Genomic DNA, 24938 nt, shown 5'->3' on the forward strand with positions numbered 1-24938 from the left:
GCCCCATGTTGTCGTCGCTCGACCCGATCCTGCTGGCGCGGATCCAGTTCGCCGCCAATATCACCTTCCACATCCTGTTCCCCACCATCAGCATCGCGCTCGGCTGGGTACTGCTGTTCTTCAAGCTGCGCTACGGCAAGACCGGCGACGAGCGCTGGATGGCGGCCTACCGCTTCTGGGTCAAGGTATTCGCGCTGACCTTCGCGCTCGGCGTGGTCAGCGGCATCACGATGAGCTTCCAGTTCGGCACCAACTGGCCGGGCTATATGGAGACCGTCGGCAATATCGCCGGGCCGCTGCTGGCCTACGAGGTGCTGACCGCGTTCTTCCTGGAGGCGACCTTCCTCGGCATCATGCTGTTCGGCATGCGCCGGGTCAGCAACCGCACCCATACGATCGCCACGCTGCTGGTGGCCGGCGGCACCACGCTGTCGGCGTTCTGGATCCTGGCGCTGAACTCGTGGATGCAGACGCCGGCCGGCTTCGAGATGATCGACGGCAAGGCCCATGTGGTCAGCTGGCTGCAGGTGATCTTCAACCCGTCGTTCCCGTTCCGCCTGACCCATATGCTGATCGCCTCGGGGCTGACGGTGTCCTTCCTGCTGGCCGGCATCTCCGCCTATCGCTGGCTGCGCAACGACCGCTCGCCGGAGGTCCGCTCGACGATGCGCACCGGCGTGATGGTGGCGGCGGTGCTGATCCCGCTGCAGATCATCGTCGGCGACCTGCACGGCCTCAATACGCTGGAACACCAGCCGGCCAAGATCGCGGCGATGGAGGGCATCTGGACCACGGGCACCAGCGTCCCGGCGGTGCTGTTCGGCTGGCCCAACGCGGTGACGCAGAGCACCGACTGGGAGATCTCGATTCCGAAGCTCGCGTCGTTCTATCTGACCCACACCTTCGACGGCGAGGTCAAGGGCATCGACGCTTTTCCCGGCAAGCATCCGCCCGTGGCGCCGGTGTTCTTCGCCTTCCGCATCATGGTGGGCATCGGCATGCTGATGCTGCTGGTCTCCTGGCTGGCGGCCTGGCAATTCAAGCGGCGCGGCGAGCCGTCCCGCGGCGTGGCCCGCATGCTGCTGGCGATGACCTTCTCCGGCTGGATCGCGCTGGTGGCCGGCTGGTATGTCACCGAGATCGGCCGCCAGCCCTACCTGGTCTATGGCGTGCTGACCACCGCCGAGGCGGCCTCGAAGGTGCCGGCGACGATGGTCGCCTCGACCCTGCTGATGTACCTGTCGCTGTATGTGCTGCTGATTGCCGCCTATATCTCGGTGGTGTTCTATCTGGCCCGCCGCGCCGGCACCGATCCGGCCATCGACGAACCGGAAATCGAGACCCCTCAACCCGTCATCGGCGGCAAGCCACGGAGCGCGCAATGACCGACCTGTCCCAACCCGCCGGCTGGATGCCGCTGGTCTTCCTGGCCCTGATGGGGCTGTCGATGCTGATCTACGTGATCCTGGACGGCTACGACCTGGGCGTCGGCGTGCTGCTGCGGCGCGCCGACGACGCCGACAAGGACACGATGATCGCGTCGATCGGCCCCTTCTGGGATGCCAACGAGACCTGGCTGGTGCTCGGCGTCGGCCTGCTGCTGACGGCCTTCCCGATGGCGCACGGCGTGATCCTGACCAATCTGTACCTGCCGGTCGCGCTGATGCTGGCCGGGCTGATCCTGCGCGGCGTCGCCTTCGACTTCCGCGTCAAGGCCCGCGCCCACCACAAGCCGTGGTGGAACTGGGCCTTCTATGGCGGCTCGCTGCTGGCCTCGTTCTCGCAGGGCCTGATGCTGGGCCTCTATATCACCGGCTTCGAATACGGCTGGCTCGACCTGCTGTTCGCGGTGGTGGTGGGGCTGTGCCTGGTGGCCGGCTACTGCCTGCTCGGCGCCAGCTGGCTGATCATGAAGACCACCGGCAGCCTGCAGGCGCGGGCGATCTACTGGGCCCGGCGCAGCCTGTGGCTGACCGGCGTCGGCGTGGCCGCCATCTCGGTGGTGACGCCGCTGGTCAGCGAGCGGATCTTCGACAAGTGGTTCTCGCTGCCGAACATCATCCTGCTGGCGCCGATTCCGCTGATCACGGTGGCACTGTTCGTGATCATCGACCGGCTGCTGCGGCGGATGGGACCGTTGCAGAAGGCGGGCAACGACCGCTGGGCGTGGGTGCCCTTCGTCGGCACCGCGGTGATCTTCCTGATGGCCTTCAACGGCCTGGCCTACAGCCTGTTCCCCTACCTGGTGGTCGACCAGCTCGACATCTGGCAAGCCGCCAGCGCCCCGGAGTCGCTGGCCGTGATCCTGATCGGCGCGGTGATCGTGCTGCCGACCATCCTCGGCTACACGATCTACGCCTACGGCGTGTTCTGGGGCAAGGCCACCGACCTTCGTTACTATTAGGCTGTCTAACCAGCGCCGGAACAGCATTGAAGCGGCATTGAAGCGGCATTGAAGCGGCATTGAAACGGCGCTGGAACGGCGCAGCAGGGGCGCCAGAGCGGCGCTCCCCGGAGCGCCGATCCACTGAAGACGGCACGAGATCGGGCAGGCATGAAGGGCAGCGAAGGAAGCAGACAGGGGCTGAATGCCGCGGCGACGCGTCCGGGCAGCGTGGTCCGGCGCGTGCGGGAACAGGCCGGCGCGCATGTGCGCGCGCTGACCCGCAGCAACTCCGGCCTGACGCTGGACTACGACAATCCCCCGGGCGATCCGGGCCTGTTCGGGCCGGACGCGGTCTGCTGGCGCGTGCATGGCGACTTTCCCGCGATGCTGGCCGGCGGCGTCAGCGCGCTGCTGATGCAGACCATGCACCCGCTCGCGCTCGCCGGCGTGTGGGACCACTCCAGCTTCCGTACCGACATGCAGGGACGCCTGGGCCGCACCGCGCAGTTCATCGCCGGCACCACCTATGGCAGCCGCGCCGACGCGATGCGGCTGATCGAACGGGTGCGCCGCATCCACGCTGGGGTCACCGGCACCGCGCCCGACGGCCGTGCTTATGCGGCAAGCGACCCCGCGCTGCTGACCTGGGTCCATGTCGCCGAGGTCTCGAGCTTTCTCGCCGCCTACCTGCGCTATGTCGGCCCGCTGTCCCACGCCGAACAGGATCGCTATTACGACGAGGTGGCCCTGGTGGCCGAGCTGCTCGGGGCGACCGAGGTGCCGCGCTCGCGCGACCAGATCGCGGCATATCTGGACAGGATGCGCCCGCAACTGCTGGTCACCGAGCGCACTCATGAAGTGGTGCGGCTGGTGATGCAGATGCCGGTCGCCAACCCGCTGCTGGTGCCGGCGGTACGGATCATGGCCGATGCCGGCATTGCGTTGCTGCCGGAGTGGGTGCGACGCGAACTGGGGCTGGCCGGGGCGAGCGTCAGCGCGCTGCGGCGCCCGCTGTCGCTGGCCGGCATGCGCGTGCTGGCGCCGACGCTGCGCTGGTCGCTCGGCGGCGGACTGGCGGCGCGCGCCCGGCGGCGTGCCGCCGCGGCGCCGCGCTGAGGCCGCCCCTCCCGGATTACGCACCCTACTGCACGGCGGCAATCGATCGCGTTGCCGCGTCCCCCGCTTACGCCCCTTGCTCCGCCGGGGGAATCGATCGCACTTGCCGCATCCCCGCCGACTTACGCTCCCTGCCCCGCGGCAGGAATCGAATGCACTTGCCGCATACCGGCCGCCGCGCGCCGGCCCGCCCGCTTGCGGGCCCAGATCACCACGCCCGTCACACACAGCGTGGCCACCACCAGTCCCATCAGCGAGATCAGTACCCGCCCTGGCAGGCCGAGAATGCGGCCGGAATGCAGCGGGAATTGCGCCTGCAGGAACAGATCGCCGGCGCTGCCGGTGCCCGGAAGGCTCCCGCCTGCGGGCGCAAGCGTCTTGCCATCGAAGTACAGCCAGTTGTTGCCCAGGCCCCCGTCGCCGTGGTCGTTGCCGGCCTCGAAGAAGCCCACGCCATAGAGGCCGTACGGCGACGAGTAGAAGATGCCGCCGGCCGGCTCGGTCCAGCCGCGGCGCGCCCCTTCCGCACGTGCCGCAGCCAAGACCTGCTCGCGCGTGACCGCCGGTTCGTGCGGCCGGTCCAGCGGGCGCGGCGTGCGCTTGTCGAATTCGTTGGGGCTCAACGGCGACAGCTTGGCCACCAGCGGCCGCATCACCTGCGTCTCCAGATTCATCGAGATCGACGTCACGGCCAGCAGCAACAACAGGCCCCACAGCCAGACCGCGCCCGAGCGATGCAGGTCGAAGTTCAGCGCATAGCCGCCCTTGCGCCAGCGGAAGGCGAAGGACTTGCGCCATGCGGCACGGCTCGGGAACGACAGCCACAGCGCGATCAGGCAGTCCAGCGCCCACGCCATCGCGATCAGCCCCATGAACCATTTGCCCAGCTCGATGCCCCAGCCGTCGGGGATATGCATCGTGTAGTGCAGCTTGTAGAGGAAGGGCAGCAGGTTCTCGCGCGACAGCGAGACCGCGCCCCACATCCGGCGCGCCTGGATCTCGCCGGTGACCGGGTCGACCGCGATCTGGTTGAAGCCCAGGTCGAAAGGCTTGCCGGTGGCCGGATCGATCCGCCCTTCGACGAACATCGTCAGCGCATGGCCGGGCTCCAGCTCCAGCGGCGTATAGCTGATCCGCAGCCGCGGATCGGCCTGCTCGATATGGCGTGCCAACTCCAGCGCCGGCATCGGCGTGCCGGCGGTGCGCGCGTGGAACAGCTCGGGATTGAGCCATTCATCGAGTTCGTGATCCCACGAGATGATGGCGCCGGTCACGCCGGAGATGAACAGGAAGATGGCGGCGGCAAGGCCGAACCAGCGGTGCAGCCGGACAAGAAGGGAGCGCATGGGTCAGAGGGGGGACATTGTTCCTCTGACATTGACGAACGGCGGCGCGGAAGCGGAACCGGAACCGGAGCTGGAACCGGTTTCGGGACAGGAACCGCGCCCGGGTCCGCCGCCCTGTGCCCTGTGCCCTGTGCCCTGTGCCCTGTGCCCTGTGCCCTGTGCCCCAGGCCGCGTGGACCGCGCGGCGGCCCTGAGGCGGACTACGCCAGGCTGATCCAGGTCGTCTTCAGGTCCGTGTACTTGTCCAGCGCATGCAGCGACTTGTCGCGGCCCGAGCCGGACTGCTTGACGCCGCCGAACGGCACCGTGATGTCGCCGTCCATATAGCAGTTGACCCATACCAGCCCGGCCCGCAGCTGCCGGGACACGCGATGGGCGCGCGCCAGGTTCGCGGTCCACAGGCCCGAGCCGAGACCATAGGGCGAGTCGTTGGCCATCCGCAGCGCCTCCTCCTCGGTATCGAACACGGTCACGGCCAGCACCGGCCCGAAGATTTCCTCGCGCACGATCGACAGCGATTGCGCGGGACATTCGAAGATGGTGGGCTGCAGGAAGTAGCCGCCGCTGTCGGCCCGGACACGCTGGCCACCCAGCCGCAGCCGGGCGCCTTCGCGCTGGCCGGCTGCCACATAGGACATCACGCGGTCGAGCTGGCGCGCGTCGACGATCGCGCCCATCGCGGAGGCCGGATCGAGCGGATCGCCGGGCTGCATGTTGGCGGCGCAGGCCTCGAGCTTCGCCATGAAGGCGTCGTAGATGCCGCGCTGCACGTACAGCCGCGAGCCCGCGATGCAGATCTCGCCCTGGTTGTTGAAGATGCCGATCGCCGCGGCCTGCGCCGCGCGGTCCAGGTCCGGGCAATCGTCGAACACGATATGCGGTGACTTGCCGCCGCATTCGAGCCAGACCCGCTTCAGGTTCGACTGTCCCGCATATTCCAGAAAGCGTTTGCCGGTCGCGGTCGAGCCGGTGAAGGCGATGCAGTCCACGTCGGAATGCCGGCCCAGCGCCTGCCCCGCCTGCGCGCCGAGCCCCGGCACCACGTTGAACACGCCGGCCGGAATGCCGGCCTCTTCGGCGAGCGCGGCCAGTCTCAGCGCGCTCAAGGGCGACTGCTCGGCCGGCTTGAGCACCACGCTGTTGCCGGCCGCCAGCGCGGGGGCGACCTTCCAGCTCGCCATCAAAAGCGGATAGTTCCACGGCACCACGGCCGCCACCACGCCCAGCGGTTCGCGCGTGATGGTCGCCAGCACGTTGGCATCGGTCGGCGCGATCTCGTCGTAGATCTTGTCGATCGCCTCGGCGTACCACGCGTAGGTGCGCGCCGACTCGGGGATGTCGTACAGCAGCGTGTCGGCGATCGGCTTGCCCATGTCCAGCGTTTCCAGCAGCGCCAGTTCCTCGCGATGCGCTTCGATCAGCGCGGCGAGCCGCAGCAGCTTGGCCTTGCGCTCGCGGCGCGGCATGGCCGCCCACACGCCCTGCTCGAATGCCCTGCGCGCGGCGGCGACGGCGCGATCCACGTCGGCCTCGCCGCAGGCGGCCACCTTCGCCAGCACGGTACCGGTGGCCGGATCGATGCTGTCGAAGGTGGCGCCGTCGGCCGCGTCGGTCCATCTGCCGTCGATATAGGCCTGTCCGCGCAGGCTCGGGACGATCGACTGCGCGCGTTGGCGCCAATAGGCCAGGTCGTGAAGCTCGCTCATGAGGGTTGCCTCGAATCCAGGGTAGAAGAAGAAACCGCTGATGCCGCGCGTCCGGGCAGCGTCAGCGACAGCCCCGCGCCGACGATCAGCGCGATGCCGCCCATCGCCAGCGCATCCGGCCAGCGGCCGAACCACCATGCGCTGTAGACCAGCGCCAGCAGCAGATGGCAGTAGTTCAGCGGCGCCAGCGTGGAGGCCGGTGCCCGCTGCAGCGCCAGGATCAGCAGCACCTGCGCCAGCGCGCTCATGAAGCCCATTGCAAGGATCGTCAGCCAGTCGATCAGATCCGGCCACACCGGCGGCAGGAAAAACGGCGCCGGCAAGCCGGTGGCGATCATGCAGATGACCGCCGCGAAGCCGTACTGCACCGTGGCATCGACCTTGCCGGCCATACGCCGGGTCAGCAGCTGCAGCAGCGCGTAGCCGAGCATGGCCGCCACCATCAGCGCCGTGCCGATCCACGACAACTGGCCGCCAGGACGCACGATCAACAGCATGCCGGCGAATCCCGTTGCCACCGCCAGCCACTGGCGCGCGCCGACGCGCTCGGCCAGCAGCCACGGCGACAACGCCACCACGACCAGCGGCGCCATGAAATAGATCGCGGTGGCCTCGGCCAGCGGCATCCACAACAGCGCGGTCATGAAGCAGGTGCCCATGACTGCCAGCATCAGCCCGCGCAACACCAGCAGGCCGCGATGGGGCGTGCGCCAGAAGCGCAGGCGGCCCGCGTTCGCCAGCATCGCGACGGCCACGGTGCAGGTGGCCGCATAACGCACCGCGTTCAGGAAGGGCGCCGGATAGCGCCCCACCAGATGCTTGGCGGTCGCATCGACCGTGGCGAACAACATCACCACGCACAGGAACAGCAGGCCCCCGCGCCACCAGCCGCCGTCGCGGCCCAGCGCGGCGTTCACGTGCCCGCCCGCGCCACCATCGCGCCGAGCAGCACGTTGGCGCCCGCTTCCAGATGCTCGGGCCTGGCGTCCTCGATCTCGTTATGGCTGATGCCGTCCTTGCAGGGCACGAAGATCATCGCGGTGGGCGCGACGCCGGCCATGTAGACCGCGTCGTGGCCGGCGCCGGTGACGATGTCCTGATGCCGGTAGCCGCGCGCCTGCGCTTCGTTGCGCACGTGGGCGATCAGCTCCGGGGCAAACGGCGTCGGCGGGAAATACTGCACGTCGCGCACATCGACCTCCAGCGGCGTGCCGGTGGTGGTACCGGCGGCCAGCGCCGCGCAGGCCGCGCGAAAGCGCGCGTCCATCTCGGCGAGGCGCGCCGCGTCCTCGTGGCGCAGGTCCACGGTGAAGGTCACGGCGCCGGGAATCACATTGCGCGAGGCCGGATGGGCATTGACCACGCCGACGGTGCCGCGTCCATGCGGCGCGAAATCGTTGGCGATGCGCACCACCTCCTGCATCAGGAAGGTGGCGCCATACAGCGCGTCGCGCCGCAGCGGCATCGGCGTCGGGCCCGCATGGGCCTCCATGCCGGTCACGGTCACGTCGTACCAGCGCAGGCCCAGCGAGCCGGTCACCACGCCGATCACGTTGTCGGCGGCTTCGAGGATTGGGCCCTGTTCGATATGGGCCTCGAAATAGGCCCCGACCTGGCGCCCGCCGACCTCCGCGGTGCCGGCATAGCCGATCGCCCGCAGTTCGTCCTCGACGCGCTTGCCGTCGCGATCGGTCGCGTCCAGCGCGGTCTTCAACGGGAAGATGCCGGCGAACACGCCCGAGCCCATCATCACCGGCACGAAGCGCGTGCCTTCCTCGTTGGTCCAGATCGCGACCTCGAGCGGCGCCTCGGTCTGGATGCCGCGATCGTTCAGCGTACGCACCACCTCCAGCCCGGCCAGCACGCCGAAGCAGCCGTCGAACTTGCCGCCGGTCGGCTGCGTGTCGATATGGCTGCCGGTCATCACCGGCGGCAGCGCGTCGTTGCGGCCGGCGCGCCGGCCGAAGATATTGCCGACCTTGTCCACGGTCACCGTCAGGCCGGCCTCGCGCATCCAGCCGCTCACCAGGTCGCGCCCCTGGCCGTCCAGTGCGGTCAGCGCCAGCCGCGCGTTGCCGCCCTTGGGCGTCGCGCCGATGCGCGCCAGCGCCATCAGCGAATCCCACAGCCGCTGGCCGTCGATCTTCAGTGTCGTCATCGTGATCTCCTTGGGAAGCGGGGCTCAGGCCATCGCGGGGGCGAAGCCCGACAGGAAGGCGTCCAGCGCGTGGCCGATGGCGTCGACCTCGTAGCCGCCCTCCTGCACCACGACCGTCGGCACGCCCAGCGCGTGGATGCGCTCGCCGATGCCGCGGTAGCCGTCCATGCCGACGGCCAGCACGCTGATGGGGTCGTCCACATAGGTATCGAAGCCCAGCGACAGCACCAGCGCCTGCGGCCGATAGTCGCGCAGCGCGTCGAGCGCGCTGTCGAGCGCCGCCAGGAAGCCGGCGTCGCCCGTGCCGTGCGGCAGCGGGAAGTTCAGGTTGTAGCCGTAGCCCGCGCCGTAGCCGCGTTCGTTGGCATAGCCGGTATAGAAGGGGTAGTAGCCCGCGGGATCGGCATGCAGCGAGATCGTCATCACGTCCGAGCGCTGGTAGAAGATCTGCTGCGTGCCGTCGCCGTGGTGCGCGTCGACGTCGAGCACCGCCACCTTGCCGAAGCGCTTGAGCAGACCCTGCGCGGCGATCGCGGCGTTGTTGACGTAGCAGAAGCCGCCGGCGCGGTCGCTGTGCGCGTGATGACCGGAGGGCCGGCACAGCGCGTAGGCCATGCCGCCGTCCCCCTGCTCGCAGACGTAGTCCGCCGCGGCCACCGCGCTGTGGGCCGAGCGCAGGATCGAGCGCCAGCTGTGCGGGCCGAGCGGGCAGCTCAGGTCGCCGAGGTAATAGCCGGCCTGCGCGATCACCGAGTCGGTCGGGCAATCGGGCCGGCGGTTCTGGTCGAGCTTGCCGTTGTGGTACGGCGACAGATTGGGCAGCACCTCGACGCCCGGTTCGAAACCGGGGCGCGCCAGCGCCTGCCAGCGTTCGTAGGCCTCGCACAGGAAATCGAGATAGGCCGCGCTGTGTACCGTTTCCAGCGGCGCACGGCCGTAGTCCGGCGCGACGGCCAGATCGATGCCGCGCGTGGCGAGCGTGGCCTGCAGCGCGGCGGCGCGTGCGGGCACGTCGGTCGGCTCGCACAGCCGGCCCGCGCGCATGAACTGGCGCGGCTGATGGAGCAACTGGTCATCCGAGAAGAAGGCACGCATATTGTCAGGTGTAGGTTTTGGGGCGGCTGTCGTGCGTAGCGCCAGCCGGCGCGACGCGTTCAGGAGGCGGCCTGCGCCTGGCGCGCCAGCGCCGCCGCGCGAATCCGCGACAGCGTGATGCCGGGCCCCACGCCGTCCGGGTCGTAGCGCAGCTCGAGCAGCGCGGGCAGCCGCTGCGTGTTGGCGAATTCCAGCGCGCGCGCAAACGCGGGGCCGAATTCCGCGTCGCTGCCCACCACTTCGCCGTGGCCGCGATAGGCGCGCACCAGTTCGCTGAAGTCCGGGTTGTCGAAGGTCAACGCGATGGTGCGGCCGGGAAACTCGCGCTCCTGGTGGGCGCGGATGGTGCCCCACATGCCGTTGTTGAAGACCAGCACGACGATGCCGAGCCGGTATTGCATCGCCACGCCCAGCTCCTGCAGGTTCATCTGGAAGCAGCCGTCGCCGGCATAGCAGACCACGGTGCGATCGGGGTATTCCAGCTTGGCCGAGATCGCCGCCGGCAGCCCATACCCCATCGAGCCCACGGTCGGCGTCAGGCTGGTGCCGACGCCCTGGAAGCGGTGGTAGGCGTGCGCAAACAGCGCGTAGTTACCGGCGCCCACGGTGATGCAGGCGTCAGGGGGCACGTGGTCGCGCACATGGCAGGCCACGGCATTCACATTCAGCGGGCCCGGCGCGGGTGCCGGCTCCTGCTGCGCCAGGTAGTCGCCTCGCGCCGCACGGGTCTGGCCCGCCCACGCCGGTTCGGCCGCGGGCCGCAGCGTGTCGACGGCCTGCGCGAACGAGACCACGTCGGCGGCGATCGGCAGCGTGGACTGGAACACGCGGCCCAGCTCGTTGGCATCCGGATAGACGTGCACCAGCCGCTGGCGCGGCAGCGGGCTTTCCACCAGCGTGTAGCCCTCGGTGGTCGCCTCGCCCATGCGCGTGCCGACCGCGATCAGCAGGTCGGCATCGCGGATGCGCGCGCGCAGCGCGTCGCCCATGCCCCAGCCGACATGGCCGGCGAAATTCGGATGATGGTTGTCGAAGCATTCCAGCCGGCGCCAGGCAGCGCCCACCGGCAGCGCGAAGCGCTCGGCGAAGCCCTCGATCTGGCGCATCGACTGCGGCGTCCAGCCGGAGCCGCCGACCAGCAGGAAGGGCCGCTGCGCCTGCGCCAGCAGCGTTTCCAGCGATGCCATTGCCGCCGGGGTCGGCGCCGCATGCGCACGCTGGTAGCGCGGCAGATCGGGCACCGTGGCCTTGCCCCACAGCGTGTCCTCCGGCAGCGCCAGCACCACCGGCCCGGGCCGGCCGCTGGTCGCCACCGCGAAGGCGCGCGCGACGAACTCGGGAATGCGATCGGTGCGGTCGATCTGCGCGACCCACTTCGCCATCTCGCCGAACATGCGGCGATAGTCGATCTCCTGGAACGCCTCGCGCTCGATGAAATCGTTGCCGACCTGGCCGACGAACAGGATCATCGGCGTCGAGTCCTGATAGGCCGTGTGCACCGCGATGCTGGCATTGGTCGCGCCAGGGCCGCGCGTCACGAAGCAGATGCCGGGCTCGCCCGTCAGCTTGCCGTAGGCCTCGGCCATATAGCCGGCGCCGCTCTCCTGGCGGCAGACCACCGGCTGGATCGCGTCCTGATGGTCGTAGAGCGCGTCGATGCACGGCAGATAGCTTTCGCCGGGCACCAGGAACACGCGCTTGACGCCATGGATGCGCAGTTGCTGGACCAGGATCTGGCCGCCATTGCGCTCGCGCAGCGATTGGCGGTGCGCGGCGCGGTCGGGATTGGATGCTGTTGTCATCGATTGGCTCCGTGCGCGGCCGCGCACGACGGCGATGCCGTGCCCGCCGCCGTCTTGATCTCGATCTCCACGAACACGCATTCGCCTTCGTGCGCGTTGATCACGTTGTGCTCGACGCCGGCCGGCCGCGAGTACGCGCGTCCCGCCACCAGCTGGCTGGTGACTTCACCCTGCGGGGTCTGCAGCAGCAGCGGGCCGGTCGTCATCGGCACCACTACGTAGTCGTAGCCGTGCCGATGAAAGCCGGTCTCCGCGCCGGGCGCGAAGCGCCATTCGGTGACGATCACACGCTCGTTGTCGACCTGCACGGTCGGCACTGCCTGGGGTCTGCTCATGTTGTTCGGGCTCGGATTGGGTCCGGTGAGGACCGGTGGGTCGGTGATGCCACGCCGCGGACGGCGTCCGGGCGGCGGACATGGCAAACAGATGGCAAAGAAATGGCGATCGCAAGGTCAGCGGTCGATGCCGCCCATGCACAGGTACTTGATCTCGAGATAGTCCTCGATGCCGTATCGCGAACCTTCCCGGCCCAGGCCAGATTGCTTGACCCCGCCAAACGGCGCCACCTCGTTCGAGATCAAGCCGGTATTGATGCCGACCATGCCGTACTCCAGCGCCTCGGCCACGCGCCAGATGCGGCCGATATCGCGGCTGTAGAAGTACGACGCCAGCCCGAACTCGGTGTCGTTGGCCATGCCGACCACCTCGTCGTCGGTATGGAAGCGGAACAGCGGCGCCAGCGGGCCGAACGTCTCTTCCTTCGCCACGCGCATCGCCGGTGTGACGTCGGCCAGCACGGTCGGCTCGAAGAAGGTGCCGCCCATCGGATGGCGCTTGCCGCCGGCCAGCACGCGCGCGCCCTTGTCCAGCGCGTCGGCGATATGCAGCTCGACCTTGGCGACCGCGTCCTCGTTGATCAGCGGACCCTGCAGCACGCCCGGCTCGACGCCATGGCCGACCTTCAGCTTCGCCACCGCGGCGACCAGCTTGCTGGCGAAGGCGTCGTAGACCTTGTCGTGAACGTAGAGCCGGTTCGCGCAGACACAGGTCTGGCCGGCGTTGCGATACTTCGACGCGATGGCGCCCTCCACCGCCGCGTCGAGGTCGGCATCGTCGAACACGATGAACGGCGCGTTGCCGCCCAGCTCCAGCGACAGCTTCTTGATCGTGTCCGCGGACTGGCGCATCAGGATGCGTCCGACCTCGGTCGAACCGGTGAACGTCAGCTTGCGCACCACCGGATTGGCGGTCAGCTCGCCGCCGATCGCCACCGCGTCGCCGGTCACCACGCTGAACACGCCGGCCGGCACGCCGGCGCGCTCGGCGAGCACGGCGAGGGCCAGCGCCGACAGCGGCGTGTCCTCGGCGGGCTTGAGCACCATCGTGCAGCCGGCCGCGAGCGCAGGACCGACCTTGCGCGTGATCATCGCCAGCGGGAAATTCCACGGCGTGATGGCCGCGCAGACGCCGACCGGTTCCTTGACCACCACCAGGCGGCGGTCCGCCGTCGGGGACGCCAGCACATCGCCGCAGACGCGCTTGCCTTCCTCGGCGAACCATTCGAGGAACGAGGCGGCGTAGACCACCTCGCCCTTCGCCTCGGCCAGCGGCTTGCCCTGCTCGGTCGTCATCAGCAGCGCGAGGTCGTCCGCGTTTGCCAGCATCAGCTCATGCCACTTGCGCAGGACCTGGCTGCGCTCGCGCGCGGTTCGGCGGCGCCATTCGACCTGCGCGACGCGCGCGGCCTCGATGGCGCGCCGCGTCTCGGCCGCGCCCATCATCGGCACCTTGCCGATCGGCGCACCGGTGGCGGGATTCGTGACGACGAAGGACTCGCCGCGGTCGGCGTCGACCCACGCGCCGCCGACCAGGGCCTGCGCACGCAGCAGGCCGGTATCGTTCAATTGCATCATCAGCTCCGGGGGAATGGGGGCGGTATCGCTCGGCGGATCGGCGGATCAGCGGACCAGCACGTCGGCGAGGATGTCCAGCCCCTCGTCCATCACCGCATCGGGGATGGTCAGCGGGAACAGGAAGCGGATCACATTGCCGTGCACGCCGCACGACAACAGCAGCAGGCCCTTCTGCAGCGCACGGTTCTGCACCTCGCGCGTGAACTCCGCATCGGGGCTGCCGTCGGCCTGCTGGAACTCCACCGCGACCATCGCGCCGAGGCCGCGCACTTGCGCGATCTGGGGCACGCGCGGGCGCAGGCCGTGCAGCCGGTCCATCAGCCGCTGGCCGAGCGCGGCGCCGCGCGCGATCAGGTTTTCTTCTTCCAGCACCTCCAGCACCGCCAGGGCCGAGGCGACGGCGAGCGGATTGCCGGCATAGGTGCCACCGAGCCCGCCCGGCGCCGGCGCGTCCATGATCTCGGCACGGCCGCACACCGCCGACAGCGGCATGCCGCCGGCCAGGCTCTTGGCCATGGTGGTCAGGTCCGGCGCCACGCCGTAATGCTCCATCGCGAACAGCTTGCCGGTGCGGCCGAAGCCGGTCTGCACCTCGTCGGCGATCAGCAGGATGCCGTGCTCATCGCAGAGCGCGCGCAGCGCCTTGACAAAGGCGTCGGGCGCGACATTGAAGCCGCCCTCGCCCTGCACCGGCTCGAAGATGATGGCCGCGACGCGCTTCGGATCGACGTCCGCCTTGAACAGGACCTGCAGCGCCTTCAGCGAATCCTCGACCGACACGCCGTGCAGCTCGCACGGATACGGCGCGTGATAGACCTCGCCCGGGAAGGGACCGAAGCCGACCTTGTAGGGCACCACCTTGCCGGTCAGCGCCATGCCCATCATCGTGCGGCCGTGAAAGCCGCCGGAGAAGGCGATCACCGCGGGCCGGCCGGTGGCGGCACGGGCGATCTTGATGGCGTTCTCGACCGCCTCGGCGCCGGTGGTGAAAAATGCGGTCTTCTTGGCCCACTGGCCCGGCGCGCGCTGGTTGATCTTCTCGGCCAGCTCGATATAGCTGGCGTAGGGCACGATCTGGTAGGCCGTATGCGTGAAGCGTTCCAGCTGCTTGTGCACCGCGGCGACCAGGCGCGGGTGCCGATGGCCGGTGTTCAGCACCGCGATGCCCGCGGCGAAGTCGATATAGCGGCGGCCCTCGACATCCCAGATCTCCGAATTCTCGGCCCGTTCGGCGTAGAAATTGCACATCACGCCCACGCCACGGGGCGTGGCGGCATCCTTGCGGCGGACCAGTTCGGCATTCTTCATCGTCTTCTCCATGGAGCTTCGGGTTGGGCGCGCGGACGGCATTCGGGCTTGCCGGCCGGGCCAAGGCGTTGTCATGCGGCGGCGCGGATCGCCTTGGGATCCCACTCCTTGCCGGGGATCGCCGCGATCAGCCGCTGCGTGTAGTCGTGGCGCGGCGCGTCGAAGATCTGGGCCGGCGGCCCGGATTCGACCACCTTGCCCTTGTGCATCACGATCACGTGGTGGCAGATCTGCGCCGCCACGCGAAGGTCGTGCGTGATGAAGATCAGGCCGATATCGAGCCGCTTCTGCAGCGTGGCCAGCAGCTCCAGCACCTGCGCCTGCACCGAGACGTCGAGCGCGGACACCGACTCGTCGGCCACCAGCAGCTTGGGCTCGAGCGCCAGTGCGCGCGCGATGCCGATGCGCTGGCGCTGCCCGCCGGAGAACTGGTTCGGATAGCGGTCGAAGGCCGAGTCCTCCAGCCCCACCAGCTGCAGCAGTTCGCGCGCCCGGGCCTGCGCCTGCTCGCGCGGCACGCCGCTCGCTACCGGCCCGTCGCTGACGATCCGGCCCACGGTATGGCGCGGATTGAGCGAGGCGAACGGGTCCTGGAAGATCATCTGCACGTCCTTGCGCAGCGGACGGAAGCGTCGTTCCGGCATCCGCGCGATGTCCTGGCCCTGGAACAGCAGCGTGCCGCCGTCGATATCGGTCAGCCGCAGCAGGCACTTGCCGATGGTCGACTTGCCCGAGCCCGACTCGCCGACGATGCCCAGCGTCTCGCCGCGCCGCACGGTGAAGCTGACGCCGTCGACTGCATGGACCACGCGCTTGCGCGAGAACAGGCCGCCGCCGGATACATAGGTCTTGCGCAGATCGCGCACGTCCAGCACCGTCTCCGCGGCCTGGCCGTCCGCTTCGCCGCACCGCCCGTGCGGCACCGCGCCGATCAACCGGCGCGTATAGGGGTGCTGCGGGTGGTTCAGCACCTGCTGGGCGCTTCCCATCTCGACCAGCACGCCCTTCTCCATCACCGCGACGCGGTCCGCGATCTCGGCCACCACGCCGAAATCGTGGGTCACGAACATCACGCCCATGCCCTTCTCGGCCTGGATGCGCTTGATCAGCGCCAGGATCTGCGCCTGCGTGGTGACGTCGAGCGCGGTGGTCGGCTCGTCGGCGATCAGCAGTGCGGGCTCCAGCGCCAGCGCCATGGCGATCACCACGCGCTGGCGCTGGCCGCCCGAGAGCCGGAACGGAAAGCTGTGCACCAGCGTCGCGGGATCGGGCAGGCCGACGAAGTCGAGCAGCTCCAGCACGCGGCGCATGCGCGCCTCGCCCGGATAGGCGTGGTGCACGCGCATGACCTCGGCGATCTGGTCGCCGACGGTCATCACCGGATTCAGCGCGGACAGCGGCTCCTGGAACACCATCGCCATGTCCTTGCCGCGCATCGCCAGCAAGGTGGCTTCGTCCTGCGCCAGCAGGTCCTTGCCGCGGAACAGGATGCGGCCGCCCTGCGGCTTCAGGTAGGACGGCAGCAACCCCATGATGGCGTTGGCGCTCATCGACTTGCCGGAGCCCGATTCGCCGACGATGCACAGGATCTCGCCGGCATGCAGGTCGTAGGAGATGTCGCGCACCGCGTAAGGGCGGTCGCCGCCCTTGGGCAGCGCGATGGTCAGGTCGCGGATCGACAGCAGCGGCGCGGAAACCTGCGCCGCGTGGGCGCCGTGGTCGCCGTGGGAACTTTGATGAGGATGCATCGGTTGGACAGGCATGGCTGGCTCCCTCATTCGCCGCGGCGGCGCAGCTGCGGATTCATGGCGTCGTTCAAGCCTTCTCCGATCAGGTTGATGGACAGCACCGTCAGCAGGATCGCCACGCCCGGCCACACGCTCATCCACCATGCCTCGCGGATCATCGTGCGGGCCGCGCCGATCATGAAGCCCCAGCTCATCATGTTGCGGTCGCCCAGCCCCAGGAAGGACAGCGCGGACTCCGTCAGGATCGCGGTGGCGACCATGAACGAGGCCGACACGATGATCGGCGACATCGCATTGGGCAGGATCTGCGTGGCGATGATGCGCAGCGGCTTCTGGCCGATCACCACCGCGGCCTGCACGAACTCGCGCTGCTTCAGCGACAGGAATTCGCTGCGCACCAGGCGCGCGACCGGCGGCCAGGACACCACCGAAATCGCACCGACGATCGAATAGATCGACGGATTGAAGATCGCGACGATGACCACCGCCATCGCCAGCTGCGGAATCGTCTGGAAGAACTCGGTAAAGCGCATCAGCGCGTCGTCGATACGGCCGCCGCAGTAGCCGGCTACCGCGCCGATCAGGATGCCGAACAACAGCGCGACCGCGGTGGAGATCACACCGACCAGCAGCGATACCCGCGCGCCGTACAGCATGCCGGCGGTGATGTCGCGGCCCAGCATGTCGGTGCCGAACGGATAGGCCGGATCGGCGAACGGGTGCACCAGCGGATCGGCCACCATCAGCCACGGCGAATCCTCGTAGAGCACCGGGGCGAACAGCGCGAAGGCGATCACGGCGAGCAGCACCAGCGCGCCGATGACCGCGCCGTAGTTGCGGCAATAGCGTTGCAGGAAGGCTTTCATGCGGTGGCTCCCTTGCCGCCGACCGAGATGCGCGGATCGATGAAGCGATAGAGCACGTCGGTCAGCAGGTTGAAGAAGACGACGAGGGCCGACGTCACGAAGAAGATGCCCAGCAGCAGCTGGTAGTCGCGCTGCAGCAGCGCATCGAACATCAGGCGGCCAATGCCCGGCCACGAGAACACCGTCTCGGTCAGCACCGCGCCGCCGGCCATCTGGCCGAGCTGGATGCCGGCGAAGGTGATCACCGGCAGCAGCGCGTTACGCAGCACGTGCACGCGGATCACGCGGTTGGCCGGCACGCCCTTGGCGCGCGCGGTCTTCACGTAGTCCATGCCCATCACCTCCAGCATCGAGGCGCGGGTCAGCCGCACATAGACCGCCATGAAGAAGCAGCCGAGCGAGATCGTCGGCAGGATCATGTGCAGCGCCACGTCCTTGACGCGCGCCATGCCGGTGTAGCCGGCGCCGATGGTCTCCATGCCGAATGCCGGCAGCCAGCCGAGCACCACCGAGAACAGGATGATCGCCATCAGCGACAGCCAGAACAGCGGCGTCGCATACAGCAGCAGCGCGCCTGACATCACCGCGCTGTCGATCCAGCGGCGGCGGTTCTCATAGCGGGTACGCGCGGCGATCACGCCAAGCAGCACGCCCAGCACGATCGAGAAGACGAAGGCGCCGCTCATCAGCAGGAAGGTGGCCGGCAGGCGGTCGAGGATCAGGTCCAGCACCGGCAGATGGTTGCGGTACGAATAGCCCAGGTCCAGCTGGGCCACGCCCTTCAGATAGATGCCGAGCTGCGTCAGCAGCGGCTTGTCCAGGCCGAACTGCTCGCGCAGCTGGCCGACGAAGGCGGCATCGCCGGCGCCGGCCTCGCCCGCCATCACGGTGGCCGGATCGCCGGGCGCCAGGCGGATCAGGAAGAAATTGATGATGACGACGCCGAGCACGACCACGATGGCCTTGCCAAGACGCGAGATCAGAAAGGAAAGGAAATTCACGGCAGGCTCCACGCGGGCGATCGGCGGCGGACAGCACTTCGTTGGGACGGTCACCCTCACCCCTGCCCCTCTCCCGCTGGCGGGAGAGGGGGAGAACACCGGGGGCGCTTCGGATGGCGCTACAGCGCTCAGTTCTTCTCGATCGAGACGTTGTCGAACGACTCGTTCAGGCCGATCGCCGTGGTCACCAGGTTCTTCACGTTCTTGCGATAGAGCGTGGGGAACTCCAGCTCGAACAGGTTGGCGTTGGCGACGTCGTTGACGAGGATCCGCTGCACCTCGCTATAGAGCTTCTGGCGCTCGGCCGGGTCCATGGTGGCACCCGCCTTCGCCCATAGTTCGTCCGCCTTCGGATTGTTGTAGCCCTGCACGTTGGCGAACGGCGTGCCCTTGACGATATTGCGCGCGACGTACAGCCGCTCCACGCCCAGCGCCGGATCGCCGTACTGGTAGGTGTAGGTGGTGGTCAGGTCGAAGTCCCAGTTGCTGACCCGCGCGGCCCAGGTGCCGGCGTCGGCCGATTCGATGCTGACCTTGAAGCCCAGCTGCTCGAGCATCTGCTTGACGTACTCGTCCAGCCGGTCCCAGTTGGCGCCATACGAGGTGGCGAGGATCTTGATCGGGTACTGGCCGACATTGACGCCCGATTCCTTGATCAGGTCGCGCGCCTTCTTCAGGTTGAAGTCCATCGCCGGCATGTTCTTGTCGAAGAACAGCGTGGTCGAGGCGAACGGGCTGACCGCCGGCTTGCCCATGCCGAAGAAGATGTTGTTGACGATCATCTTGCGGTTCAGCGCATGCATGACCGCCTGGCGCACCTTGACGTTGTCGAACGGCGGCTTGCGCTGGTTCATCAGCATGCTCGCCATCGGCGAGAACAGCTCCCAGCCCTTGGTGGTGTATTCCACGTTGGGCAGCGCGCGCAGGCGCTTGACGTCGACGTTGTCGACATCGCCGCCGCGCAGCACCTGCACGTCGCCCTTTTCGAACGCCACCGCGCGCGAGGCGGAATCCGGGATCACGTAGAAGACCAGCTCGTCCAGATACGGCTTGCCCTTCTTCCAGTAGTTCGGGTTCTTCGCCAGCTTGATATAGGCGCCCTTCTTCCACTCCTTGAACATGAAGGGGCCGGTGCCGACCGGCTTCTGGTTGGCCGGGTTGTTGCGGTAGTCGGTTCCCTCGTACAGATGCTTCGGCATCATCGGCATGGTGCCGGTCTCGAACATCGAGATGAACGGCGGGAACGGCTCCTTCAGCTTGATCTCGACGGTGGTGTCGTTGACCGCGCGGATCGACGCCATGTACTTGTTGAGCACCGCGCGCGTGCGCACATGGACCTCGCGCAGCAGCTTGTCGATCGAGAACACCACGTCGGCCGAGGTGAACGGCTTGCCGTCGTGCCACTTGACGCCGCTCTGCAGCTCGAAGGTATAGGTCAGGCCGTCGGGCGAGATCTTCCACGACTTGGCCAGCTCCGGCTGCGGCTTCAGGTCCGGCGTGTACGTCAGCAGGCCCTGATAGATCTTGCCGGCGATGTATTGCGTCGGCGCCTGGGAATTGAGCGCGCTGACCAGGATCGGCGGCTCGGGCTGCACGATGCCGGACAGCGTGCCGCCGGTGGTCTGTGCGGCGGCGTTGCCGGCGGGCAGCGCCAGCGGCAACAGGGACAGGCCTGCCGCCGCGATCGCCAGCGAAGCCAGGCGCTGTTGAAAGCGCGTCGTAACTCGTTTCATCGGCTCGTTTCCTTGTCGTTGTGAACAGCGGGTACTGAGGGCACTGCTTGCACTTGGATCGTCATGCCGTGGCAATCGGCTCCACGCCGCACCAGTCGTGCAGGAACTGCGCCAACGTGGTGGTCACCCGCACCATGCTGTCGAGCGACACGGATTCGTCGATGCCGTGGATGTTGCGGGCGACCGGCCCGTAGCACGTCACCGGGGTATCGAGCATCAGGCGGAAATGGCGCGCATCGGTGGTGGCGGTGGTCGCCTCGCGCTTGACCGGCTCGCCGTGGACCTTGCGATGGGCCTCGGCCAGCGCCTGCATGCTCGGCACGTCGAGATCGAACTCGCAGCCCGGCGCATGGAAGCCCTCGTAGCGGATGGCGAGTTCGAGATTGCTGGCGAGCCGCGCGACGGTGGCGCGGATGCGCGCCTCGACGATGGCCTTGGTCTCGTCGATGTCCATATGTGGATAAAAGCCGATGCGCACGCCGAGCGTGCAGGTGCACGGCACCGACGAATTCCATTCGCCGCCGCGGATCTGCCCGAGGTTGAAGTTGATCGGGTGCGCGTGGTCGCGATATACCGGCGGGCGGTTCTCGGGCCGGTTCCATTCGGCCTCGAGCTCGCGCAGGTCTTCCATCACGGCCACGCCCGCCTCGACCGGATTGACGCCGGACGTCATGTAGGCCGCGTGGGCCGGCTTTCCGGTCAGCTCGATGAACATCCAGTAGACGCCGACCTGCGCGCTCATCAAGCCCTCGCCCAGCGGCTCCGGAATGATCACGGTATCGAAGGCGGCCAGCTTGCCGGCGCCGACCGCGCTGCGCAGCGCCGCCACGGTCGCCAGCGCCCCATTGCCGGTGTTCTCTTCCTCGAGCACCGCGTTGAAGCCGACCGCGCCGGCCGGCTGCACGCCGAGCGAGCGCAGCGCCTTGAACGCGGCCAGCGCGCAAACGATGCCGGCCTTCATGTCGCCGGAGCCGCGGCCATAGAGCCAGCCGTCCTCGACCACCGGCGTGTACGGCGGATTGCGCCACATCGATTCGGGGCCGGTGGGCACCACGTCGAGATGGCCGTTGAACAGCACCGACCGTCCACCCTTCGCGACGGGCCGATGGGTGGCCAGCAGGTTGTAGCGGCCGCCATCGGGGCAGCACGGCGGCGAGAACAACGGCAGATGCCGGATGGCATCGGCGCGCAGATGGATGCGCTCCGATTCGAGTCCCAGATCGCGCAAGGCCTGCTCGATGAATTCCGCCGCGGGTTGCTCCTGCCCCGACGGGCTGGCGGCGGCGACAAAGCCCGACAGCGTCTGGACCATATAGGGCAACAGCGAGCGCACGGCGCCGGCGATGTCAGAGGTACTGAGTTGGCTTGCCGAATCTTGCATGGGGGCTCCTTGGAACGCCGGGCTGCGAGGCTCGCCGATGTGAAAACTGCTTGCACCGGCACGCGATGGGTGGGAAATTAGCGCACAGTTGGCACCATAGATAGGTCCATATTTGCCGTTTTTGCTGGAGCCATTTTTGAAAGAGTCCATTCTGTCCGAGCTGCTGCTGCAACGGCTGGAACGGCCGGCCGACGGCAGCGCCGACAAGGCCGGTACGCATATGAACCGGCAGGTCTATCAGATCATTCGCCAGGAAATCCTTGCCGGTACGATCCCCGCGGGGTGCAAGCTGCCCGCTTCGCGGATGCTGGCCAAGGAGGTCGGGGTCTCGCGCAACACCGTGCTGTATGCCTACGAGCAGCTGTTGGCCGAGGGCTACGTCACGGCATCGACGGGAAGTGGCACCTTTGTGTCGCACACCTTTCCCGACCATAGTGCATTGCACAAGGTTGGCGCCGCGAATGGCACCATCACCGTGCCTGCAGCGCAGCAAAACCCGAACCGCTTTGCGCTGTCGCGGCGCGGCCAGCATCTGGTGTCGCATGCCGGTGCGTCCGATCGCCAATGGGGTGCGTTCATGGCCGGCGTGCCCGACGTCTCGCTGTTTCCGCGCGCGGTGTGGAACCGCCTGCTGAACAAGCATTGGCGCGAGCCGCGTCCCGAGCTGCTGACCTATGCGCACAACGGCGGCTATCTGCCGCTGCGCCGCGTCCTCGCGGAGCATCTGCGCCTGGCGCGCGGCGTACGGTGCGATCCCGAACAGATCATCATGACGACGGGCATCCATCAGGCGATCGACCTGATCGCACGGCTGCTCGCGGACCCCGGCGACAAGGCCTGGATGGAAGACCCCGGCTACTGGGGCACGCGCAGCCTGCTGTCGAACTCGGGCGTGGAGCCGATTCCCGTGCCGGTCGATGGCGAGGGCATCGCGCCGGACGCGGCGACGCTGCAGAATCCGCCGCGCTTCATCTTTGCCACGCCGTCGCATCAGTACCCGCTCGGCACCGTAATGAGCCTGTCGCGCCGGCGCATGCTGCTCGAGTACGCGCGTCAGCGCGGGGTCTGGATCGTCGAGGACGACTACGACAGCGAATTCCGCTTCGAGGGCCGCCCGCTCGCGTCGCTGCAAGGACTCGACGAGCACGATCGCGTGATCTACATGGGTACGTTTTCCAAGACGCTGTTTCCCGGCATCCGCATGGGCTTCATGGTGTTGCCCAAGCCGCTGGCCCCGCATTTCGCCATCGGGCTGTCGGAGCTGTTCCGCGAGGGGCAGCTGATCCAGCAGGCGGTGCTGGCGGACTTCATCGAGGAGGGGCACTACGCCACCCACATCCGGCGCGTGCGCTTGCGTTATGCGCAGCGGCAGAGCCTGCTGCGCGAGGCGATCGCCGAGCGCTTCGGCGCGGACTGGCCCACCTCCACGCACGAGGCCGGACTGCATCTGGTGATGCATCTCCCGCCGGGCGCGGACGATCTGGGCATCAGCATGGCGGCACGCACGCAGGGCCTGAGCGCGCGGCCGCTGTCACGCTACTACAGCGACGAGACACAGGCGCGGCAGGGCCTGCTGATGGGCTATGCCTGCGTGCCCGAGGAAGAGATCGGGCCGTCGTTCCGCAAGCTCGCCGAGGTCATCGAACCGGCGATGGAGCATCTGGCCCGCACGCAGGCGCCGCGACGCGAATCGCCGGTCAAGATCAACCGCGAGGCGTGGAGCGGGGCGTGAGCGCGGAGCCGAGTGCCGAGCGGAGCGCCGAACCGAGCGCAGAGCCAAGCGCGAAGCCGAATCCCGCGCCCTTTTCTTTGTCCATCCGACCCCGCTACCAGACCGTTCATGACCACTTCGATCACTGAAACCCAACCCGCTGCGGCAAGCAGCCGTGACGCCCTGTTGTCCGAACTGGCCGCCGTGCTCGACCCCGCCGGCCTGCAGACCGGCGACGCCATCGAAACGCGCTTTCGCAAGGACTGGTACGCCCCGCTCGATCCGGTGCCGCCGATCGCGGTGGCGCGGCCGCGCAATACCGCCGAGGTCTCCGCGGTACTGGCGATCTGCCATCGCCATCGGCAAGCGGTGGTGCCGCAGGGCGGATTGACCGGACTGGCAGGCGCCGCGACGCCCGCCGGCGGCGAACTGGTGCTGTCGCTGGAACGAATGCGCGGCGTCGAGGAGATCGACGATCAGGCCGGCACGATGACCGTGATGGCCGGCACCACGCTGCAGGCCGCGCAGGAGGCCGCGCGCGCCGCGGAATGGCTGTTGCCGGTGGACCTTGGCGCGCGCGGCAGCTGCCAGATCGGCGGCAACATCGCCACCAATGCCGGCGGCAATCGCGTGATCCGCTACGGCATGATGCGCGACCAGGTGCTGGGACTCGAAGCGGTGCTGGCCGACGGCACCGTGCTGACGTCGCTGAACAAGATGCTGAAGAACAATGCGGGTTACGACCTGCGCCAGCTGTTCATCGGCAGCGAAGGCACGCTCGGCGTGATCACGCGTGCGGTGCTGAAGCTGGCGCCGCTGCCGGCCAGCACGCAGACCGCGCTGTGCGCGCTGTCCCGCTACGAGGACGTGGTGCAGCTGCTGCGCCATGCGCAGCGCAAGCTGGCCGGCAGGCTGTCCGCGTTCGAGGTGATGTGGGCCGACTTCTACGAGCTGGTGACCACGCGCGTGTCGGGCGTACGTGCGCCGCTGCCTCCGGGCCATCCCTTCTACGTGCTGCTCGACCTGCAGGGCGACGACACCGGCCAGGACGCGCCCGCCTTCGAGTCGATGCTGGAGACGGCGATGGATGCGGGCCTGATCCAGGACGCGGCGGTCGCGACCAGCGACAAGGAGGCGCAGAGCTTCTGGCAGTTGCGCGACGCCGTGGCCGAGTTTCCGGTGATGTGGGCGCCCAACGCCGCCTTCGACGTCAGCCTGCCGATCGGCCGGATCGGCGAGTTCGCGCAAGCCCTGCGCGCCGCCGTGCTGGACCGGTGGTCGACCGCCGAGCTGGTGAACTTCGGGCACGTCGGCGACAGCAATCTGCATGTCAGCGTCTATCTGCCCGGGGTCGCGCTGCCGGACTTTCCGGAGCACGCGATCAGCGAAGTGGTCTATCGCGTGGTGCAGGAGTTCGGCGGCAGCATTTCCGCCGAGCACGGGATCGGCACGCACAAGAAGCCGTTCCTGGGATGCTCGCGCACGCCCGAGGAACTGGCCGTGATGCGCCTGCTGAAGCGGACGCTCGATCCGAACCATATCCTCTGCCCGGGCCGGGTCGTCGATCTGGAGGTCGTCGATCTGGACTGACCCAGCGGGATCGGGTGGGATGGGACGCGGATTGAGTGCAATTGAGCGCGAGTGAGCGGGATTGAGCGAGATGGGCCA

General features: G+C 68.2%; 19 protein-coding genes. 5 read left to right on the forward strand and 14 right to left on the reverse strand.

What is annotated here, in order from left to right; translation table 11 throughout:
• Positions 1 to 5 precede the first annotated feature (5 nt).
• The 3 genes from K7G19_RS22790 to K7G19_RS22800 all read left to right on the forward strand — a co-directional run bounded on the left by K7G19_RS22790 (position 6) and on the right by K7G19_RS22800 (position 3502).
• Positions 6 to 1385, forward strand: a complete 1380-nt coding sequence (locus tag K7G19_RS22790) for a cytochrome ubiquinol oxidase subunit I (RefSeq protein WP_226109303.1) — start codon at positions 6 to 8, stop codon at positions 1383 to 1385.
• Positions 1382 to 2404, forward strand: coding sequence for a cytochrome d ubiquinol oxidase subunit II (locus tag K7G19_RS22795; protein ID WP_226109305.1), 1023 nt, complete (start codon positions 1382 to 1384; stop codon positions 2402 to 2404). Before K7G19_RS22790 ends, K7G19_RS22795 begins: the two co-directional genes overlap by 4 nt.
• Before the next feature lie 150 nt (positions 2405 to 2554).
• On the forward strand, positions 2555 to 3502 hold the full coding sequence (locus K7G19_RS22800) for an oxygenase MpaB family protein (RefSeq protein WP_226109308.1): 948 nt from the start codon (positions 2555 to 2557) through the stop codon (positions 3500 to 3502).
• Positions 3503 to 3624: 122 nt separating this feature from the next.
• Here the strand turns inward: K7G19_RS22800 and K7G19_RS22805 are convergent, their stop codons facing one another.
• From K7G19_RS22805 to K7G19_RS22870, 14 genes are all read right to left on the reverse strand, one after another.
• Positions 3625 to 4848, reverse strand: a complete 1224-nt coding sequence (locus K7G19_RS22805) for a PepSY domain-containing protein (protein ID WP_226109310.1) — start codon at positions 4846 to 4848, stop codon at positions 3625 to 3627.
• A gap of 200 nt (positions 4849 to 5048) precedes the next feature.
• Positions 5049 to 6554, reverse strand: coding sequence for an aldehyde dehydrogenase (locus tag K7G19_RS22810; RefSeq protein ID WP_226109312.1), 1506 nt, complete (start codon positions 6552 to 6554; stop codon positions 5049 to 5051).
• Entirely contained in the window at positions 6551 to 7471 is a 921-nt protein-coding gene (locus K7G19_RS22815; RefSeq protein WP_150082202.1) for a DMT family transporter, read from the reverse strand. The genes K7G19_RS22810 and K7G19_RS22815 overlap by 4 nt, the downstream gene beginning before the upstream one ends.
• On the reverse strand, positions 7468 to 8712 hold the full coding sequence (locus K7G19_RS22820) for a Zn-dependent hydrolase (RefSeq protein ID WP_226109314.1): 1245 nt from the start codon (positions 8710 to 8712) through the stop codon (positions 7468 to 7470). The genes K7G19_RS22815 and K7G19_RS22820 overlap by 4 nt, the downstream gene beginning before the upstream one ends.
• Before the next feature lie 24 nt (positions 8713 to 8736).
• Entirely contained in the window at positions 8737 to 9807 is a 1071-nt protein-coding gene (locus K7G19_RS22825; RefSeq protein ID WP_149319523.1) for a histone deacetylase family protein, read from the reverse strand.
• Positions 9808 to 9866: 59 nt separating this feature from the next.
• Positions 9867 to 11609 carry a thiamine pyrophosphate-binding protein gene (locus K7G19_RS22830; RefSeq protein ID WP_226109316.1) on the reverse strand — a complete coding sequence of 581 codons (1743 nt, stop codon included), beginning with the start codon at positions 11607 to 11609 and terminating at the stop codon, positions 9867 to 9869.
• Positions 11606 to 11944, reverse strand: a complete 339-nt coding sequence (locus tag K7G19_RS22835) for a cupin domain-containing protein (protein ID WP_149319521.1) — start codon at positions 11942 to 11944, stop codon at positions 11606 to 11608. The genes K7G19_RS22830 and K7G19_RS22835 overlap by 4 nt, the downstream gene beginning before the upstream one ends.
• 117 nt (positions 11945 to 12061) lie before the next feature.
• Complete coding sequence (gene gabD, locus K7G19_RS22840) at positions 12062 to 13519, reverse strand: NADP-dependent succinate-semialdehyde dehydrogenase (RefSeq protein WP_226109412.1); 1458 nt, start codon at positions 13517 to 13519, stop codon at positions 12062 to 12064.
• A gap of 48 nt (positions 13520 to 13567) precedes the next feature.
• Positions 13568 to 14830 (reverse strand): 4-aminobutyrate--2-oxoglutarate transaminase, encoded by a 1263-nt coding sequence (gene gabT / locus K7G19_RS22845; protein ID WP_226109318.1) that lies wholly within the window; start codon positions 14828 to 14830, stop codon positions 13568 to 13570.
• 71 nt (positions 14831 to 14901) lie between these two features.
• Positions 14902 to 16578, reverse strand: a complete 1677-nt coding sequence (locus K7G19_RS22850; RefSeq protein ID WP_226109414.1) for an ABC transporter ATP-binding protein — start codon at positions 16576 to 16578, stop codon at positions 14902 to 14904.
• A gap of 26 nt (positions 16579 to 16604) precedes the next feature.
• Positions 16605 to 17444: an ABC transporter permease gene (locus K7G19_RS22855; RefSeq protein ID WP_226109320.1), complete on the reverse strand. Its 840-nt coding sequence runs from the start codon at positions 17442 to 17444 to the stop codon at positions 16605 to 16607.
• On the reverse strand, positions 17441 to 18445 hold the full coding sequence (locus tag K7G19_RS22860) for an ABC transporter permease (RefSeq protein ID WP_226109322.1): 1005 nt from the start codon (positions 18443 to 18445) through the stop codon (positions 17441 to 17443). Before K7G19_RS22860 ends, K7G19_RS22855 begins: the two co-directional genes overlap by 4 nt.
• A 128-nt stretch (positions 18446 to 18573) precedes the next feature.
• Positions 18574 to 20178, reverse strand: a complete 1605-nt coding sequence (locus K7G19_RS22865; protein ID WP_149319517.1) for an ABC transporter substrate-binding protein — start codon at positions 20176 to 20178, stop codon at positions 18574 to 18576.
• A gap of 61 nt (positions 20179 to 20239) precedes the next feature.
• Positions 20240 to 21559, reverse strand: coding sequence for an ArgE/DapE family deacylase (locus K7G19_RS22870; RefSeq protein ID WP_226109324.1), 1320 nt, complete (start codon positions 21557 to 21559; stop codon positions 20240 to 20242).
• 136 nt (positions 21560 to 21695) lie between these two features.
• Here K7G19_RS22870 and K7G19_RS22875 point away from each other — a divergent pair, with 136 nt between their 5' ends.
• Both K7G19_RS22875 and K7G19_RS22880 read left to right on the forward strand, forming a co-directional pair.
• Entirely contained in the window at positions 21696 to 23291 is a 1596-nt protein-coding gene (locus K7G19_RS22875; RefSeq protein ID WP_190286291.1) for a PLP-dependent aminotransferase family protein, read from the forward strand.
• 108 nt (positions 23292 to 23399) lie between these two features.
• Positions 23400 to 24860, forward strand: coding sequence for an FAD-binding oxidoreductase (locus K7G19_RS22880; protein WP_226109326.1), 1461 nt, complete (start codon positions 23400 to 23402; stop codon positions 24858 to 24860).
• Positions 24861 to 24938: the final 78 nt, after the last annotated feature.

Origin of the sequence: Cupriavidus sp. DB3, from assembly GCF_020418465.1 — a bacterium.
Lineage (GTDB): Bacteria > Pseudomonadota > Gammaproteobacteria > Burkholderiales > Burkholderiaceae > Cupriavidus > Cupriavidus cauae.